Genomic DNA, 15,542 nt, shown 5'->3' on the forward strand with positions numbered 1-15,542 from the left:
AAGCTTGAAATATAATTATTTTGACTTTTGGCTTTTGACTTCCGCCTTGCGGTACTAGTCTTATATCAAGCCTATATTAATAATTTTTTGTAAGGCTTTTTCAAAACCCATACCCTGTTTAAGAGCGATATACAAAAATACTATTGCAGCTGAACGAATTGAATTATCACAATGTATCAGAGTCGGTTTAGGTAATTCAGTGATGAGTTCAGATATCTGGAGCATACATTGATGATTAATATCTTCAGATTTAGTTGGGAAATTAACATAATACAATTCCAAAAGCTCAGTTTTTTCCTGTTCATTAGCCAGAAAACCTGTTTCGTCAGCCAAACGTAGATTCACTACAGACTTATAACCCCGATCGGCTATTTGTTGTAGCTGCTCTAGTGTAATTTGCCCGGCGATCGCTAACTCATGATTAATTTCCCTAATAATGTTCATCAGCCGGATTAACTCCATTTTGCCGACTTGCCTTAGCTTTAACCCTAGCAAAGAAATTTGAGGAACTTGTGAGGAAATCATCAAAGTCTACTAGAAAGCCCAAAATTAAAGCATACGCGACTTTTGACTTTTGCCTTGTGCTACTAGCCTCTGAATAAATTGTGTAAGGTTTTTAATAATTCTCTGCCCGTATAGGGTTTTAATAAAACTGCTTGTACATTAGCATCAGCAGATTGAGCAAAAATTTCTATTGAGTTGAGTCCGCTACAGGCAATAATTTGAACTTGCATATTCATTCTTCGCAAGGTGCGAATAGCGATGATTCCATCCATTTTTGGCATTATTAGATCCATCAATACGGCATTGATTTGATGCTCGTATTGGGCGTAAAGCGCGATCGCCTCAATGCCATTAGTGGCAGTTAGTATCTTATAGTTATGGTTTTCCAAGATGATTGTGACAATCTCCCGAATTTGGGGTTCATCATCCACAACCAAAATCAATTCTCCCTCTCCTGGAAGCAAATCCACCTCTTCTATGTTGAACGCTTGGGTTGCTTCCACTGCTGGTAAAAACAGATCAAATTTGCTGCCTATACCAACATTGCTAGACACTTTGATAAAACCGTCGTGGTTTCTGATGATTCCCAGCACTGTTGAAAGTCCAAGTCCGGTACCTGCATTGACTTGTTTTGTAGTAAAAAATGGCTCAAAAATTCTATCTATTATGTCTGGCGGTATGCCAATTCCGTTATCAGCAACGGTAATCACAATATAATGCCCAACCTTGGCATCAAGATTCATTCGCGTATAAGCTTCATCAATAAATTTACTTTCTACAGAAATATTGATATTACCGCCATTTGGTAGAGCATCGCGGGCATTTACGACCAGATTGATTAATACTTGATGCAGTTGTGTAATGTCTCCATTTACAGCCCAAATTCCTTCTGGGATAAACGTGGAAAGTTCAATAGATTTGGGAAATGTTTGTTTGGCAATTTGGACAATTTCTGAAATCAGATATTGGATTTGGATAATTGTCCGCTCTCCTTTATTTCCTCGTGCAAAGGACAAGATTTGCTTTACTAAAGTTGCTCCGCGTTTGGCGTTGGTTTCTACAAGTGCCAACAGTTGCCCAGAACGCTCCCCATCTTGTAAAATTCTTCCCTGTAGCAATTGAGCGGCTGCCAAAATTGGTGTCAATATATTGTTCAAGTCGTGGGCAATTCCACCTGCAAGAGTGCCAAGGCTTTCCAATCGCTGGGTGCGAAAAAACTGTTCTTCGAGTTGTTTCTTTTCGGTAATGTCAGTGTCAACAGTCAGGATGGATTTGGGTTTTCCCGCAGAATCGCGCATCAATGTCCAGCGGCTTTCCACAATAATTTTCTGACCAGATTTTGTAACTTTATTTAACTCACCTTGCCACGAGCCACTCTCAATTACCTTTTTCAGGGGTACTTCCAATTGCTGCTGAGTTCCTGCTGTGTAACAAATCTCCTGGAGGTTTTTTCCGATCGCCTCTGTAGAAAGCCAACCGTACATCCGCTCTGCACCTTGATTCCAGAATAAGATTTGAGACTGTAAATCTCGAACTAATATGGCATCGGTGGCAATATCAAGTAAAGCGGCTTGTTCAGAGATTTTTTGTTCTGCCAACTTGCGCTCAGTGACATCCCTATTTATGCCGACGATCCGGATCGGCTGACCAATTTCGTTATAGTAAACCTGACCTTTGCAGTTTAACCAGTGTAAGCTGCCGTCGGGCCAGACAATTCGATACTCTATAGATCCCTTTCCTTGCTCAATCATCCGCGCTATACTCGCAGCCACTGATTCGCGGTCTTCGGGATAGATTAAATTAAGATAATCTTCATAGGTTGGACACAAGGTGTTGCTCGGTAGACCATAAAGTGGCCCCATATTGGCAGACCAAATACCAGTATTAGCGATCGAGTTCCGCTCCCAGATGCCAATTTGGGCTGCTTCGGTAGCTAAACTCAATCGCGCTTCGCTTTCTTGCAGTGACTCTTCGACCAGTTTGCGTTCGGTGATATCTTCGGCGATGCCACCATAGTATTGAACTTTTCCTTGGTCATCATAGACAGTAAAACTCCGATCCCAAATCCAGCGCATCGATCCATCAGGTCGCAAAATTCGGTATTCTATTGAAGCGGATTCACCACTAAGCTGTTGCTTTGCTGCTTTAGTGGTTAGACCGCGATCGTCTGGATGAACGGAGTCTATCCAAGACTCAGGCCGCTCCAATAAACTTTGGCAAGAGCGACCCCAAATTTTTTCATAGGCAGGACTAACATACAAGGTTCGGAATGAATCTGTGCTGGCAATCCAGATAACTGCGTGGGTGTTTTCGGCAAATTTGCGAAATTTCTCTTCACTTTGGCGGAGTGCGGCTTCGGCAAGTTGGCGTTCGTCTAGCGTAGCTTGCTGTTCGGTAATATCTCTGCCTACCTCTTGGATTTCAAAAACCTCTCCTTTGTCGTTACGAATTGCGATCGCATTCCATTGAAACCAACGGATACCATTGACTGTCAATGCACGTCGCTCGCGATTAATCAAGGGATGGAATGAAGATCCTAAAGCTGCCATATCTTCGATCGCTTCAGGCAAGTCATCTGGATGAAGAAATTGGAAAATTGACCGATCGCGAAACTCATCTTGTTTCCAACCGAAAATTTGACAAGCAACCGCATTGGCAAAGGTAATCTGCCCTTGCAAATCAATGCGGATAATTATGTCAGTTTGGCTTTCCACGAGTTGGCGATAGAGGTTTTCGCTCTGGCGTAATGCAACTTCTGCGCGTTGGCGATCCCTTCGGGCAGCTTCGCTAACGGTAATTTCTTGTTGCAACAGGACATTGGACATCACAAGTTCTGCTGTCCGTTCTGCCACTCGTCGTTCTAACTCCTCGTAAGCTTGGCGCAGTGATTCCTTTGCCTGGTGGCGTTCGCTAATATCGCTGAATAACCAGCGCCAGCCAACTTGCTTACCCTTTGAATCGTACATGGCGTCGGCTTTAATACTAGCCGGAAAAGCTCTACCTCCCCGTGGTTTTAAATAAGCTTCCCACTTCTGTTCCTGCTGTTTATTAATTAGTCGAGTGTTAAAAGTTTGGCGGTCTTGGTAAGGAATAAATAAAATTAATGGTTTGTTGACCAAATATTTTTGGCGTACAGCTAGCAAGATTGCTGCTGCTCGGTTAGCCTCTTGGATAATACCTGCTGTATCAGTTACCAAATAAGCATCTGGAGCGAACTCAAACAAATTCTGGTAACGTTGACGCTCCAATTCTACTAGTTCGCGGGCAACGCCTAACTCTTCATTTTGTTCGCGCAGTTCTTCTTCCATAACCTGGAGTTCTTCGAGGGCTTGCTGAAGCTCCTGATTAACTTGCATAATTTCAGCCGATTGTGCCTCAACCCATAGCTTTAAGTTATTTTGAGTTTGGCAGCAAACTTGCTGTATCTCTGTGTACTGATTAACCTGGCTAAATTCATCTCTGGGTTTTTGTAAATATTGCTGCAAGCCTTCAACGACCCCTACCATTTTTACCAAGTCAAAGGCTTGTAGCAAGCTAGTCTCGTTAATGACTCCTACCAATTGTCCGCGATCGTCTAAAACGGGCAAATAGCCAGCCTGATGCTCACGCAATAAAGATAAAGCGATGAAAATATCCTGAGAATCTGATTGTCTAAGGGTAATTACTGGCTGCGTCATCACTTCAGCCATTGTCACCCCAGATAAATCTATTCTCGAAGCTATAAGTCTAACTACATCTTCTTCAGTAAAAATACCTAACAATTCTCCTTCGTCCATAACCAAGACACAAGAAGATTTTGGTTGATTCCGATGAGTTAAGTTCAGCCAAGAATTTAAGTTGCTAGATGCATAATTAATACATTCTTGTTGACTCATCAATAAAATAGCTTCGATTACAAAACTATCAGGGTTAATTGTTAATGGGGAATAATTTATAACATGATTTAAACTAGGTAAGTTAATCAGTTGTTCGTTAAATTGCATAGTTAATTTATCAATCCTAATAAGCTTTTTGATATTCAGGACAAATTAGCAGAAGTCAGCAACAGCAAAAGAAGTCAGCTATTGAACATCAGAAATTATTGTGGCGGAATAACTATCAAGCAACTAGCAAGCGGCTAAATGTAATCATAAATTAACTATAAAGCAACTATAAATTAATTGTATTGATAAATACAGGCTTTAACTATTAGAATGCCTAATACATGCAATACAATATAAGTTAGTAACTAAACTAGAAAGTAAATAAAATTTTAAAGCCGTCAAACTCATTCTATTGTCAAATTTATAGATAGATGATTTGCGATTTCAAAATATTACCTTAATTGATAGTTTTAATAGTCTTATTAGTGTGAAATATCTGAAATTAATTGATGAGTGCAAATATTAAACATCTGGTCTCGAATATCGACAGAGGTTCAGAATTTCGGCTTTCTTAATCATCTCCAGCAAGACTTTCAATAAGCAATACAAAAAATATACCTCTTGCATCAGTCGAATAGACTCCCCTTAATCCCATGCCACTTGCGACAACAGATAGCGCCGGCAGCAAGCGAGTTCTCGAGCGTCTGGGGTTTCCCCAACTGCCGTCAAGTGGCGTGAAACTTGAGGAGGGGTGATTCAAGGATTTTTGCAAGAGACTCCATGAGCTGCGCTCACAAGGAACAATGAAAATGTCTTTTCCTCCAGCAAGAACTGCCTGGTTGTTGAGCGTAGTCGAAATACTGTCTCCTGCCTTGAAAATAAGGCAGGTCTGAGGAACTTGTGAAAAAACCGCTAAATTAGCCTGAAAGTATTACTTAATAATTGTGTATAAGTTTTGCTAAAACATTAAGTATTTTGACTATCCTCACAACTTCCTCATATTTAAAGACTATAGTCAAAATATAGACAGTTTCTTTTTAATATCTACGGGCTTCTCAAATAGCTGCCCTGAATCGCAATAACACTTTTATGAACAGGATTTGAGAAAAACATGAATTACTGTCCTTGCTGCTCAAGTTTACTTTTAGAACATATACGCGGTGCAGAGACTTACTGGTTTTGTCGTCACTGCTGGCAGGAAATGCCTATTTATAATAGGAATAATAGGAACGAATCCAGTTCATTTGCTGATGTCGTCATGGGAAAACTATCTAGAAAGCCTCAGAAAGAAAAACGTAGAAATACTATTGTTTACGCAAGCCAATGGCAATCGATTACCGAATGGATTGGGCTAGAAGAGTTATCTACTTAATCCAATTTACTGAAACCGATTAGTCTAATTGTTTTTCTTGATTTCAGTAATTAATTGCTCAAGAATGTGAGACTATAGCCTATTTTTTAGGTATTAATTGACACATTTAGAGAAAGAAAACAGAAAAATTTCTCAAACCCACAGCCAAAGACGTGAGGTTGCTTCTGAGGTCAGGCTATGTCTGACTGGAGGTAGCAACCCCTAATATCATGTCCACCTAAAATGAATTTGTAATTTTGATTTTATGGAATGCAGCTAATAGGGTTTAGCCTTATGCAGCCTCAATCATCTTCCCAAGATTCGTGATTCAGTAAATCGATAATTCTATCTCTGAGTAGAAATTCATTTTTTTCTAACTCCAGTTCAAAATTAATCCAGTCACGATGAGGAATATATTTACAGAGGGTATAAATTGGCTGTTGACGGTTAAGAAGTCTCTTTTTAACAAGTTGAAGTGCTTCTTCTTTGATAACTTGGATGTCATATTTTACCGTAGTATTCATAAGTCGTTCCTTTATTTTCAATCAAGGAATTAAGTAAGTCAGTAAGAATAAATCAAACTAGATTAAGTAATGTAAAAAATCTTGAAATTAGTTTTTAGTGAGGACTTTAGTCCTTTTTTGAGGGCTGAAGCCCTCTCTGCGAGACGCTTCGCGAACACTACAAACCTTGAATTATTCACGCCGCTCTACTTAAGACTCAAAACAATAGTTGCTTTAACTCTCCCTTAAACTTATCAAATAAAATTGGCGAGAATTGTGAAGAATCAAGACATTAATAGTTGCTGGAAGTTAAATACAGGAGATTTCAACTTCTCGTGCGATCGCGAACAGTGTGTTGGAGGCAGAGGCTACGCTAACATGAGATACATAAAGACCCAACCACTTTCCCATTTATTAAGGGTTGTCACTACGTTGGTCGTCTTGACTGAGTTGTTCGCTCTTAACCTTCCCGTTATGAAAGCAAGTGGAGTCTCTTGCAAAAGTCTCTAACACCTCACCCCCAACTTCTCTCCAAAGCATAGGGGAGCATTTGCTTTACTCAAATGCGGGGTGGGGTTCTTTATTTTTGATTTATGCAAGAAGTCTAATGTAGGTGTTCTCTGGGCGACTTGTCAGAAGGTAGGCTAGGGTAAAGAACATTCTCTAGAAAACTTATATTATGCTCCTGAATCTTGATAAAGTTCGTCAATATTTTCCGGCTCTAGCTGGTGAATGGACTTTTTTTGATAATGCTGGTGGGTCACAAACCTTGAAAAAAGTAGTAGATAGAATTAGCGAATTTCTCCTAAGTTCTGATGTCCAGTTGGGAGCTTCTTATGGGGTTTCTCAACTGGCTGGAGAACGATTGGCTTTAGCAACTAGGGAAATGGCTACTTTCATTAATGCCAATTCTTATAAAGAAGTAGTCATGGGGCCATCGACTACAATGATGTTGAAAGTTCTTTCAATTTGTCTGGGTAAAACCTTCACATCTGGTGATGAAGTTATTGTTACTAATTGCGACCATGAGGCTAATATTGGTGCTTGGGTCGCTCTTGAAAAACAAGGAATAAAGGTTAAAGTGTGGAAAGTTCGCCCAGATACTTTAGAACTTCATTTAGCAGATTTAGAACCATTGATGAGTCAGCGCACAAAACTGGTAGCCTTGACTCATGCTTCTAATGTTCTGGGAACCATCAACCCGATCAAAGAAATTGCTGCATTTGTACGCGATCGCAACGCCATGATTTGTGTAGATGGTGTAGCTTATGCACCTCACAGATTAGTTGATGTCCAGGATTTAGATGTTGATTTCTATACTTTGAGTTTTTATAAAGTCTATGGACCTCACCATGCCTTACTTTATGGCAAAGAAGAACATTTATTAAAATTGCCTGGTCTTAACCATTATTTTATCGACCAGACAGATATACCTTATAAATTTCAGTTAGGAAATGTCAATTTTGAATTAAGTTATGGAATGTTAGGTTTATGTGATTATTTAAGTGAATTAGCACAACTACACTATGGGAATGAAACGGCTCCTGATTTGAGAAATCAAATGGTGCAAGCGTTTGATTTAATTAGCATACATGAAGAAAAAATTAGTGATCGCCTCCTAAATTACCTCAACAGTAAGCCTAATGTGCGAGTGATTGGTCAATCAAAGGCTGACCGCCAAACCCGTGTACCAACTATATCTTTTGTGGTCGATGGAGTAAATAGCTCAACTATTCCGGCAAAAATTGACCAACATTATATTGGGATTCGCTACGGGGACTTTTATGCTAAACGGCTGATTGAATACCTGGGGTTAGCCTCGCAAGGTGGAATAGTTCGGGTGAGTATGGTGCATTACAACACCCTTGAGGAAGTCAACAGTCTGATTGAGGCTTTTGAGCAGGTATTTTAAGATTGGGGATTGGGGATTGGGCATAGGGCATTGGGGATTGGGCATTGGGAAAGACGAGGCAGGAGGCAGAAGTTCTACAATGTTTGAATTTTGAATTTTGAATTTTGAATTTTGAATTGATTTCTCCCCTGCTCCCCTTGTCCCCATTACCTATTACTAAGCTGCAAAACTTGCACTTCTTCTTGTGGCGAAATTACTGTTTGACCCACAGGTAGAACCGCTAAAGCATTGGTTTGAGCTAAATTAATTAAATTGCCGGAACTGTGACTACCACCAGCTTTGTGAAATTCATAAACTCCATCAATTAAATGCAATTTACCCCAAAGGTAAGTTTCACGTTTGCCATTCGATCGCAATTCATCATGCGATCGCACTTTCAAAAATGCTGGTTCCCAACCTTCAGGAATTCCCGAAAGTTTCTTGATTGCTGGTAGCACAAATCGCCAAAATGTCACCAACACAGCAGCAGGGTTTCCTGGTAAACCAAAGTATAGTGTTGAGTGGGTAGAGACACGATTAATCGCATCTGTACTAGGGAAAGTGGCGACAGTCAGAGGTTTTCCTGGACTGATTTCTACAGCCCGAATGTGGATTTTTGCTTTTAGTGACTGTAGAATTTTGTCAATATAGTCATAATCTCCCACTGAGACACCACCAGAAGAGAGAACTATATCAGCGATCGCAACAGCGTGGCTAATAACTTTCTCCAAAGCAACTGGATCGTCCTTAACAATTCCTAAAATTAACGGTTCTGCGCCACTTTGTCTCACCAAAGCTGCCAGCGCATACTGATTAGAATCCACAATTTGCCCCGATTGCAACAGTTTATCAGCTGTCACCAACTCATCACCAGTGGAAAAAATTGCCACACGCGGACGGCGGTAAACACTTAATTGCGGACACTGTGCTGCTGCCAATACGGCAATTTCTGAGGCATTTAACTTAATTCCTGCTGGTAGTAGTTGTGTTCCAGCTTGATAAAAAGATGCTTTGTGTCTGACAAATTCTTGCGGTTTTGATGCAGCTAGAATAAATACGCGGTTTTCCTCGCGGCGTGTTTTCTCTTGCATAACTACAGTATCCGCACCTGCTGGAATTACCGCACCTGTAAAAATTCGTGCAGCTTGCCCTGGTTGAATCGTAGATTTGGGCTGATACCCAGCCGGAATCTCTTCAACAATTTCTAACATGGCTGGTTGTTCGGTGCTGGAGTGCTGTACATCTTCGTAGCGAACTGCGTAGCCATCCATTGCCGAATTATCCCAATGGGGAAAATCTAGTGGACTGGTGACAGGCGTTGCCAAAATGCGACTATCGGCTGTTAATAAATCTACAACTTCTGTATCCTGTTGACGATCCAACGGCTGCACCAAATTTAAAATAATTGCTTGTGCATCGCTGACTGATAACATAGCGATCGCCTCCGACTTTTTTCTTTATCCCTGTAAAGTAACACTGACCAATTTTAGATTTTGGATTTTGGATTTTGGATTGATTTCTGTTTGCAGGTAAATCCCAAGCTACACACTGCTAGTAAACCGATAATTATGCTTCCTTCGGGAACTTTGGATACCTGAACCGAATTGTTGCTTAAATCTAGGATTTGCTTTGTGCCTGCTGCATCTCTATTGTTAAAACCAAATTCTTTCGCTAGAACCTCATCACTAAAACCTTCATCTATGAGTGCGAGATTATTATTAAGCCATGTGTCACCAGGAAACTCATCATCCTTGCCAACATCAAAAGGGCCAAAGATTTGCTCGGTAGTGCTATCAAAGTTGAATCTCAAAAAGCCGTAGTTAGATATTCCACCAAGCACTGGAGTGAAACTATTTATCAGATTACTCAAGGGATCAAAGAAGGAAATTGAGAGAGATTGCAAGTTCTTCGTAGCTCCCAAGCCTGTTTCAGAAATGATGCTGGAAGCAGTTGTTGCATCGTAGTTAAATGAACCTTTCGCTGAATAACCAGTGTCTCCTTTCCAATTAAAGTTAAACTCAGCAGCATGAGCTAGGTTGTTCGTGTTTATGGCGATCGCTAACGCTAAAGTAGTAGTCGTCACCAGACTAATAGCTGTTTTAGTAAACAGATGTGTCATAGATATAACTTCCAAATTAATTAAAATGAAGTTTCTACAACAATACAATATAGATGTACAACCCTACTGTATGTTGCATCCATGACGTGTAGCGGCTACTCTATGAGATGTTAACCAAGTAGACAAAAGTATCAAAAATTACCTAAATATTCGCTCTTATTTTTGAGTCGTGCAGTTGGTAGTGTGCAAATTTTTGTTCCTTTACAGCGCAGCAACTAGCCAAGTCATCATCTTAATATTAAAAGCAGGAGCGATCGCTATTTCCCAATCCCTAAATAAAATACTTATTTTGTATGACTATCGAACGACTTCCCCAAAAACATTATCCCAAAGCTGAGATTGGGCGGCGAGGTATGGCATTGGGACTTGATTTTCTTGGTGTCTGGTTAGTCAGTTCCCTACTGGGAGGCAGCGATATCGGGATTCAATTTCTTGAAATCTTAGTTTTTGTAATACTTTGGCTGGTTTTGCGGGTAGTGGTGGTATACAACAATCAAGGGCAAAGTTTAGGGCGTTGGGCGTTCGATTTAAAGGTGTTGGAAGTCGAAGATGGAGAAGTAGTGGGCAGAATTCCCGATTTGCTCTCACTAGTGAAGCGAGAGGCGATTATCGGCTTAGGTGCTTTGTTAGTGTCAATTGCCCTGAGCAATATTAGAGCCAATCCCACTGCTATACTGCTAGTAATTCCCCTAGCAATTGATTGTGGGACTGCTTTCTCTGATACCCAGATGCGGCAGGCTTTACACGATCGCTATTGTGGAACTTTCATCGTTTCGTCGCGTCGTGGCTACTCGCTCGATATAAAAATTAAAAGATTAGTTGAAAATATGCGGCGGAATGTGAGAAGATAGTCATTTGTGTTAATTCTCTTCAGGCTTCACTGTTTGTAAGATTATGGCTAAGAGTAAAGGTGTCCGGATTATTATCACACTAGAGTGTACTGAGTGTCGGACAAATCTAGATAAGCGTTCTGCTGGTGTTTCACGTTATACCAGTACCAAGAATCGCCGCAACACTACTAACAGGCTAGAACTGAAAAAGTTCTGCACCCACTGCAACAAACATACCGTTCACAAGGAAATTAAGTAGAGATGAGTTATTTCCGTCGTCGCCTTTCTCCGATCAAGCCAGGAGAACCAATCGATTATAAAGATGTTGATTTATTGCGTAAGTTTGTCACCGAGCGGGGAAAGATACTGCCACGTCGGATTACCGGGCTGACATCTCAGCAACAGCGAGAGTTGACATTAGCAATTAAACGTTCGCGGATTGTGGCTTTGTTGCCATTTATCAATGCGGAAGGCTAAAACAGTTTTGGATTTAGAATTTTAGATTTTGGATTATAAAGAGAAGCTGCATTGAAATAAACATCTGGCTTTGTCTTTCTGAGTCCAAAATCTCAAATCTGAATCAGAGAGTGTAAAATAGATTGCTGAATGAAAAACGCTTGGATTTAGGATTTAACACCAGTTATAAAATCCAAAATCCAAAATCCAAAATCTAAAATCTAAAATTATTAGAGTGCGAGAGTTGTGGAGAAGGGGACGCTAGTTGAATTTAGGGTTCAAGGCGATCGCCGTCTGGGCATCGTAGAACGTCCAGACGGTAAAACCCGCTGGTTTGTGGTAGACGAACGCGGTCAATCCCACAGCCTCGCGCCTAGACAAATAACCTATACAGTTACCAAAGAGACTTACAAGGCTTCTGAAATTGCCAGCTTTTTGGAGCAGATCGAGCCTTATTTAGACCCATCTAGTTTAGAAGTGGCTTGGGAATTACTGGTTGAGGATGGGGAAACAGTTACCCCAGACCAAATGGCGAATCTGCTATTTTCAGAATCAGCCGCGCCTGCTTGTTACGCCGCTTATTGCTTGTTATCAGACGACAAACTTTATTTCAAGCAAAAAGGAGACGCTTACGAGCCAAGAACTGCTGCTCAAGTGGCAGAACGCAAGCACCAACTGGAAGTAGAGGCACTAAAAGCTAAAGGACAGCAGGAATTTTTAGCTCGTGTAGAACAGGCACTCAAAGGTGAAGCAGTAGAGTGGCAGCGCCACGATCGCCAGCGTTTAGAAGGACTAGAAAAATACGCAGCGCTAATAGCTGACACCGTGCGGACGGGGGTTAACTATGACTCCTTAGCTCGCGCTTATCCGCCCAGCGCTCCAGTATTAGAAACTATGACCATGCTGGGACGACCCACAACACCCCAAGGAGCCTTTCAACTATTGGTAGATTTGGGTTGCTGGAGTCCTAATGAAAACTTGTTCCTGCGGCGTTCTTCAATTCCGATCCAATTTCCTCATAAGGTATTAGAAGTGGCGCAACAGCGTTTGGATTTCCCGCCGATTGACTCAGATACAAACCGCCTTGATCTGACTCACCTGAAGGTTTACACCATTGATGATGAAACTACCACAGAGATCGACGATGGTCTAAGTTGGGAAGTACTCCCCGATGGACGGGAACGCCTGTGGGTGCATATCGCCGATCCCACTAGATGGTTAGTACCGGAAGATGAATTAGATTTAGAAGCCAGAAAGCGCGGTAGTACAGTCTATTTACCTACGGGAATGATTCCCATGTTTCCAGAGGTATTGGCAACTGGGCCAATGAGTCTGATCCAGGGAAAGGTTTGTTGCGCCCTCAGTTTCGGGATTATTTTAGGGACAACTGGGGGAGTAGAAGATTACAGCATTCATACCAGCTTAATTAAGCCGACTTATCGCCTCACCTACGAAGATGTAGATGAAATGCTGCAATTACGGGTACAAGCAGAACCAGAAATTGCTGCGATCGCCACTTGGGCACAAAAACGCAAAGCTTGGCGTTACGCCCAAGGGGCAATTAGCATCACCATGCCGGAAGCGGCGATCAAAGTCAAAGGTGAGGAGATCCACATCGATATTTTGGATGATTCTCCATCACGGCAATTGGTAGCAGAAATGATGATTGTTGCCGGTGAAGTTGCGGCTCGTTATGGTAAAACTCATAACATACCTTTGCCCTTTCGCGGTCAACCGCAACCAGAATTACCTCCAGATGAGGAATTGCTGCTACTTCCAGCCGGATTCGTTCGCGCTTGCGCTATGCGTCGCTGTATGCCTAAGAGTGAAATGAGCATTACGCCTTTGCGCCATGCTGGTTTGGGCTTGGATACTTACACCCAAGCAACCTCTCCCATCCGCCGCTACAGTGACTTACTTACCCACTTTCAAATTAAAGCTCATTTGCGGGGTGAAGTTCTGCCATTTTCCGCAGATCAACTTAAAGAAGTGATGATGACTGTCACCAGCATCACCCAAGAAGTGACGATGGTGGAACGACAAACTAATAGATATTATGCTCTAGAGTATTTACGCCGTCATCCAGAGGAAACTTGGGATGTAACAGTGTTGATGTGGTTGCGAGAAGACAGCAACTTAGCCCTAATTTTATTAGAAGATTTGGGCTTGCAGTTGCCAATGGCTTTCAAACGTTCTGTGAAGTTGGGCGAACAAATAGTCGTGAAAGTTAGCCATGCCGATCCACAAAAAGATATGATCCAGTTTCAAGAAATAATTTATCAGGAAGCCCAAACAGCCGTGAATTAACTAATTTGTCATTTGTCATTTGTCATTTGTCATTAGTAATAATCGCCTAGTATTATCAATTACGAATTATTTTAGCCTTGCTCCAATTGCTTTCGGTTACTATATAGAGTAAATGGAATGAGGTAATAATTGTGAATGTATCTTTGACCCCAGAACTGGAGCAGTTGGTTAAGGATAAAGTTAATAGTGGTCGATATCACTCAGTGAGTGAGGTGATGGGCGAAGCATTGAGATTACTAGATGAACGCGATGCCTGCGGCGGGCTACGCCAACGCCTTCAAGAAAAACGTTTAGCAGAATTGAAAGCTAAAATCCAAGTTGGTATCGAAGAACTCGAACGTGGCGAAGGAATTGATGGTGAAGAGGTATTTGCAGAAATAGAGGAAGACATCCGACGTGCTGAAGCTCAAATGCAACAAGCAGAGGCCGCTAAATAATGAGTCGGTACGTTTTAACAATTCCAGCCAAGTAAGACCTTAAAGAGATTAATCGCTATATTATCCGCTACAATCCTGATGCAGCTCGAAGACTCAAAAATTAAACAGCAATGTAAAATGTTGGCTGATTTTCCTAATATGGGGCAAAGTTGCGATAATTTTGCCAGTGGTTTACGGAGTTTTCCAGTAGAAGATTACTTAATATTTTATCGTCCTATTAATGGCGGTGTGGAAGTTGTACGTATTATCAGTGGTTATCGAGATTTAGAGACAGTTTTCTGAAGTGAGGATATTCCTTAATATTGCATTTGATGTAAGCGATCGCTATCTCTAGCCAATATGTCAGAAAATAATCATAAAGTAATTATTTTTGATACCACCATGCGTGATGGAGAATTGACGCCTGGTGTAAAGATGAATTTGCAACAAAAAATTACTATCTCCCAATTGCTCGAAGAAATGGGAGTAGATATTATTGAAGTTGGTTATCCAGGAAGTTCTCAAAAAGATTTTGATGAAGTTTTTCGGGTTTCTCAATTAATTAAAAATTCTACTATTTGTGGGCTAGCTAGTCCCAATTCAAATGAAATAATCACTCTTGCTGAAGCAATTAAACCAGCAATCAGAAGTAGAATTCACACTTATACTCCGGTAAATCTGAAAAATCAGTCTAAATTAACCAAAGAAGAAGTATTAGAAACAATCAAAGAGAGTGTTTCTTTAGCACGCAATTACTGTGATGATGTGGAATGGAGCGCTTTTGATGCTCCTAGAAGTGAGCCTGATTTTTTGTGTAAATCTATTGAAACTGCAATCAAAAGTGGTGCCACGACTGTTAGCATTCCTGATAGTTTAGGTTTGGCATCGCCAGAAGAGTTTTCACAACTTCTGCAAATGATTTTTAATCGAGTGCCCAATATTAACAAAGTTGTCGTTTCAGTACACTGTCATGATGATTTGGGTATGGCGGTAGATAATTCACTCATTGCTTTAAGTTGCGGTGCGAGGCAAATTGAATGTGCAATTAATGGTTTGGGTGCGAGAAAAGGTAACGCAGATTTGGCGAAAGTTGTAACAGAGGTTTTAAAACAAGATAACTATCAACTTGAAATTAACACTTCGTTAATCAGTAAAGCAGCAGAGCTAATTTTTGAAATAACTGGGATTGCAAAAGCAAAATAGTTTTTATAGGGTGTGTTACACCAAAGGCTAACGCACACTTTATATCTATCATACTTTGAATAGCATACTGATTTTAATAACGGCTAATAAGTAATTTTT

General features: G+C 40.9%; 13 protein-coding genes. 8 read left to right on the plus strand and 5 right to left on the minus strand.

Translation table 11 applies throughout. The annotated features are described in order from the left end of the window. Positions 1-60 precede the first annotated feature (60 nt). From RMY32_RS20500 to RMY32_RS20510, 3 genes are all read right to left on the minus strand, one after another. On the minus strand, positions 61-444 hold the full coding sequence (locus tag RMY32_RS20500; protein WP_322711632.1) for a beta-lactamase hydrolase domain-containing protein: 384 nt from the start codon (positions 442-444) through the stop codon (positions 61-63). Between the two features lie 143 nt (positions 445-587). Continuing rightward, entirely contained in the window at positions 588-4,487 is a 3,900-nt protein-coding gene (locus tag RMY32_RS20505; RefSeq protein ID WP_322711609.1) for a PAS domain S-box protein, read from the minus strand. Between the two features lie 1,533 nt (positions 4,488-6,020). Then, on the minus strand, positions 6,021-6,242 hold the full coding sequence (locus RMY32_RS20510; protein ID WP_322711610.1) for a DUF4327 family protein: 222 nt from the start codon (positions 6,240-6,242) through the stop codon (positions 6,021-6,023). 658 nt (positions 6,243-6,900) lie between these two features. On the opposite strand from RMY32_RS20510, the gene RMY32_RS20515 reads away from it, so the two are divergent. Beyond that, positions 6,901-8,133, plus strand: a complete 1,233-nt coding sequence (locus RMY32_RS20515; protein WP_322711611.1) for a cysteine desulfurase-like protein — start codon at positions 6,901-6,903, stop codon at positions 8,131-8,133. Between the two features lie 146 nt (positions 8,134-8,279). On the opposite strand, the gene glp is transcribed toward RMY32_RS20515, so the two are convergent. Together glp and RMY32_RS20525 are read right to left on the minus strand one after the other, a co-directional pair. Then, the gene (gene glp / locus RMY32_RS20520) at positions 8,280-9,545 is read right to left on the minus strand and encodes a gephyrin-like molybdotransferase Glp (RefSeq protein ID WP_322711612.1); all 1,266 of its coding nucleotides are present in this window, start codon (positions 9,543-9,545) and stop codon (positions 8,280-8,282) included. A gap of 53 nt (positions 9,546-9,598) precedes the next feature. Then, positions 9,599-10,231, minus strand: a complete 633-nt coding sequence (locus RMY32_RS20525) for a PEP-CTERM sorting domain-containing protein (protein WP_322711613.1) — start codon at positions 10,229-10,231, stop codon at positions 9,599-9,601. Between the two features lie 293 nt (positions 10,232-10,524). Between RMY32_RS20525 and RMY32_RS20530 the strand changes: the two genes are divergently transcribed. The 7 genes from RMY32_RS20530 (at position 10,525) to RMY32_RS20560 (ending at position 15,443) form a co-directional block, all read left to right on the plus strand. Beyond that, complete coding sequence (locus RMY32_RS20530) at positions 10,525-11,082, plus strand: RDD family protein (protein ID WP_322711614.1); 558 nt, start codon at positions 10,525-10,527, stop codon at positions 11,080-11,082. 43 nt (positions 11,083-11,125) lie between these two features. Continuing rightward, positions 11,126-11,320, plus strand: a complete 195-nt coding sequence (rpmG, locus tag RMY32_RS20535) for a 50S ribosomal protein L33 (RefSeq protein WP_229453431.1) — start codon at positions 11,126-11,128, stop codon at positions 11,318-11,320. Between the two features lie 2 nt (positions 11,321-11,322). Further along, positions 11,323-11,538 (plus strand): 30S ribosomal protein S18, encoded by a 216-nt coding sequence (gene rpsR, locus RMY32_RS20540; RefSeq protein WP_012411240.1) that lies wholly within the window; start codon positions 11,323-11,325, stop codon positions 11,536-11,538. Between the two features lie 225 nt (positions 11,539-11,763). Beyond that, positions 11,764-13,824, plus strand: coding sequence for a ribonuclease R family protein (locus tag RMY32_RS20545; RefSeq protein WP_322711615.1), 2,061 nt, complete (start codon positions 11,764-11,766; stop codon positions 13,822-13,824). A 131-nt stretch (positions 13,825-13,955) separates the two neighbouring features. Next, the gene (locus RMY32_RS20550; RefSeq protein ID WP_322711616.1) at positions 13,956-14,261 is read left to right on the plus strand and encodes a type II toxin-antitoxin system ParD family antitoxin; all 306 of its coding nucleotides are present in this window, start codon (positions 13,956-13,958) and stop codon (positions 14,259-14,261) included. A gap of 117 nt (positions 14,262-14,378) precedes the next feature. Continuing rightward, positions 14,379-14,543 (plus strand): type II toxin-antitoxin system RelE/ParE family toxin, encoded by a 165-nt coding sequence (locus RMY32_RS20555; protein WP_409883565.1) that lies wholly within the window; start codon positions 14,379-14,381, stop codon positions 14,541-14,543. A 57-nt stretch (positions 14,544-14,600) separates the two neighbouring features. After that, on the plus strand, positions 14,601-15,443 hold the full coding sequence (locus RMY32_RS20560) for a 2-isopropylmalate synthase (protein ID WP_322711618.1): 843 nt from the start codon (positions 14,601-14,603) through the stop codon (positions 15,441-15,443). The last annotated feature ends 99 nt before the right edge of the window (positions 15,444-15,542 follow it).

Origin of the sequence: Nostoc sp. ChiSLP03a, assembly GCF_034531215.2 — a bacterium.
Classification (GTDB): domain Bacteria; phylum Cyanobacteriota; class Cyanobacteriia; order Cyanobacteriales; family Nostocaceae; genus Nostoc.

Bases quoted from the DNA above. Each gene is read 5' to 3' on its own strand.
- RMY32_RS20500 (WP_322711632.1), bottom strand. From the start codon at position 444: ATGAACATTATTAGGGAAATTAATCATGAGTTAGCGATCGCCGGGCAA.
- RMY32_RS20505 (WP_322711609.1), bottom strand. From the start codon at position 4,487: ATGCAATTTAACGAACAACTGATTAACTTACCTAGTTTAAATCATGTT.
- RMY32_RS20510 (WP_322711610.1), bottom strand. From the start codon at position 6,242: ATGAATACTACGGTAAAATATGACATCCAAGTTATCAAAGAAGAAGCA.
- RMY32_RS20515 (WP_322711611.1), top strand. From the start codon at position 6,901: ATGCTCCTGAATCTTGATAAAGTTCGTCAATATTTTCCGGCTCTAGCT.
- glp (WP_322711612.1), bottom strand. From the start codon at position 9,545: ATGTTATCAGTCAGCGATGCACAAGCAATTATTTTAAATTTGGTGCAG.
- RMY32_RS20525 (WP_322711613.1), bottom strand. From the start codon at position 10,231: ATGACACATCTGTTTACTAAAACAGCTATTAGTCTGGTGACGACTACT.
- RMY32_RS20530 (WP_322711614.1), top strand. From the start codon at position 10,525: ATGACTATCGAACGACTTCCCCAAAAACATTATCCCAAAGCTGAGATT.
- rpmG (WP_229453431.1), top strand. From the start codon at position 11,126: ATGGCTAAGAGTAAAGGTGTCCGGATTATTATCACACTAGAGTGTACT.
- rpsR (WP_012411240.1), top strand. From the start codon at position 11,323: ATGAGTTATTTCCGTCGTCGCCTTTCTCCGATCAAGCCAGGAGAACCA.
- RMY32_RS20555 (WP_409883565.1), top strand. From the start codon at position 14,379: ATGTTGGCTGATTTTCCTAATATGGGGCAAAGTTGCGATAATTTTGCC.
- RMY32_RS20560 (WP_322711618.1), top strand. From the start codon at position 14,601: ATGTCAGAAAATAATCATAAAGTAATTATTTTTGATACCACCATGCGT.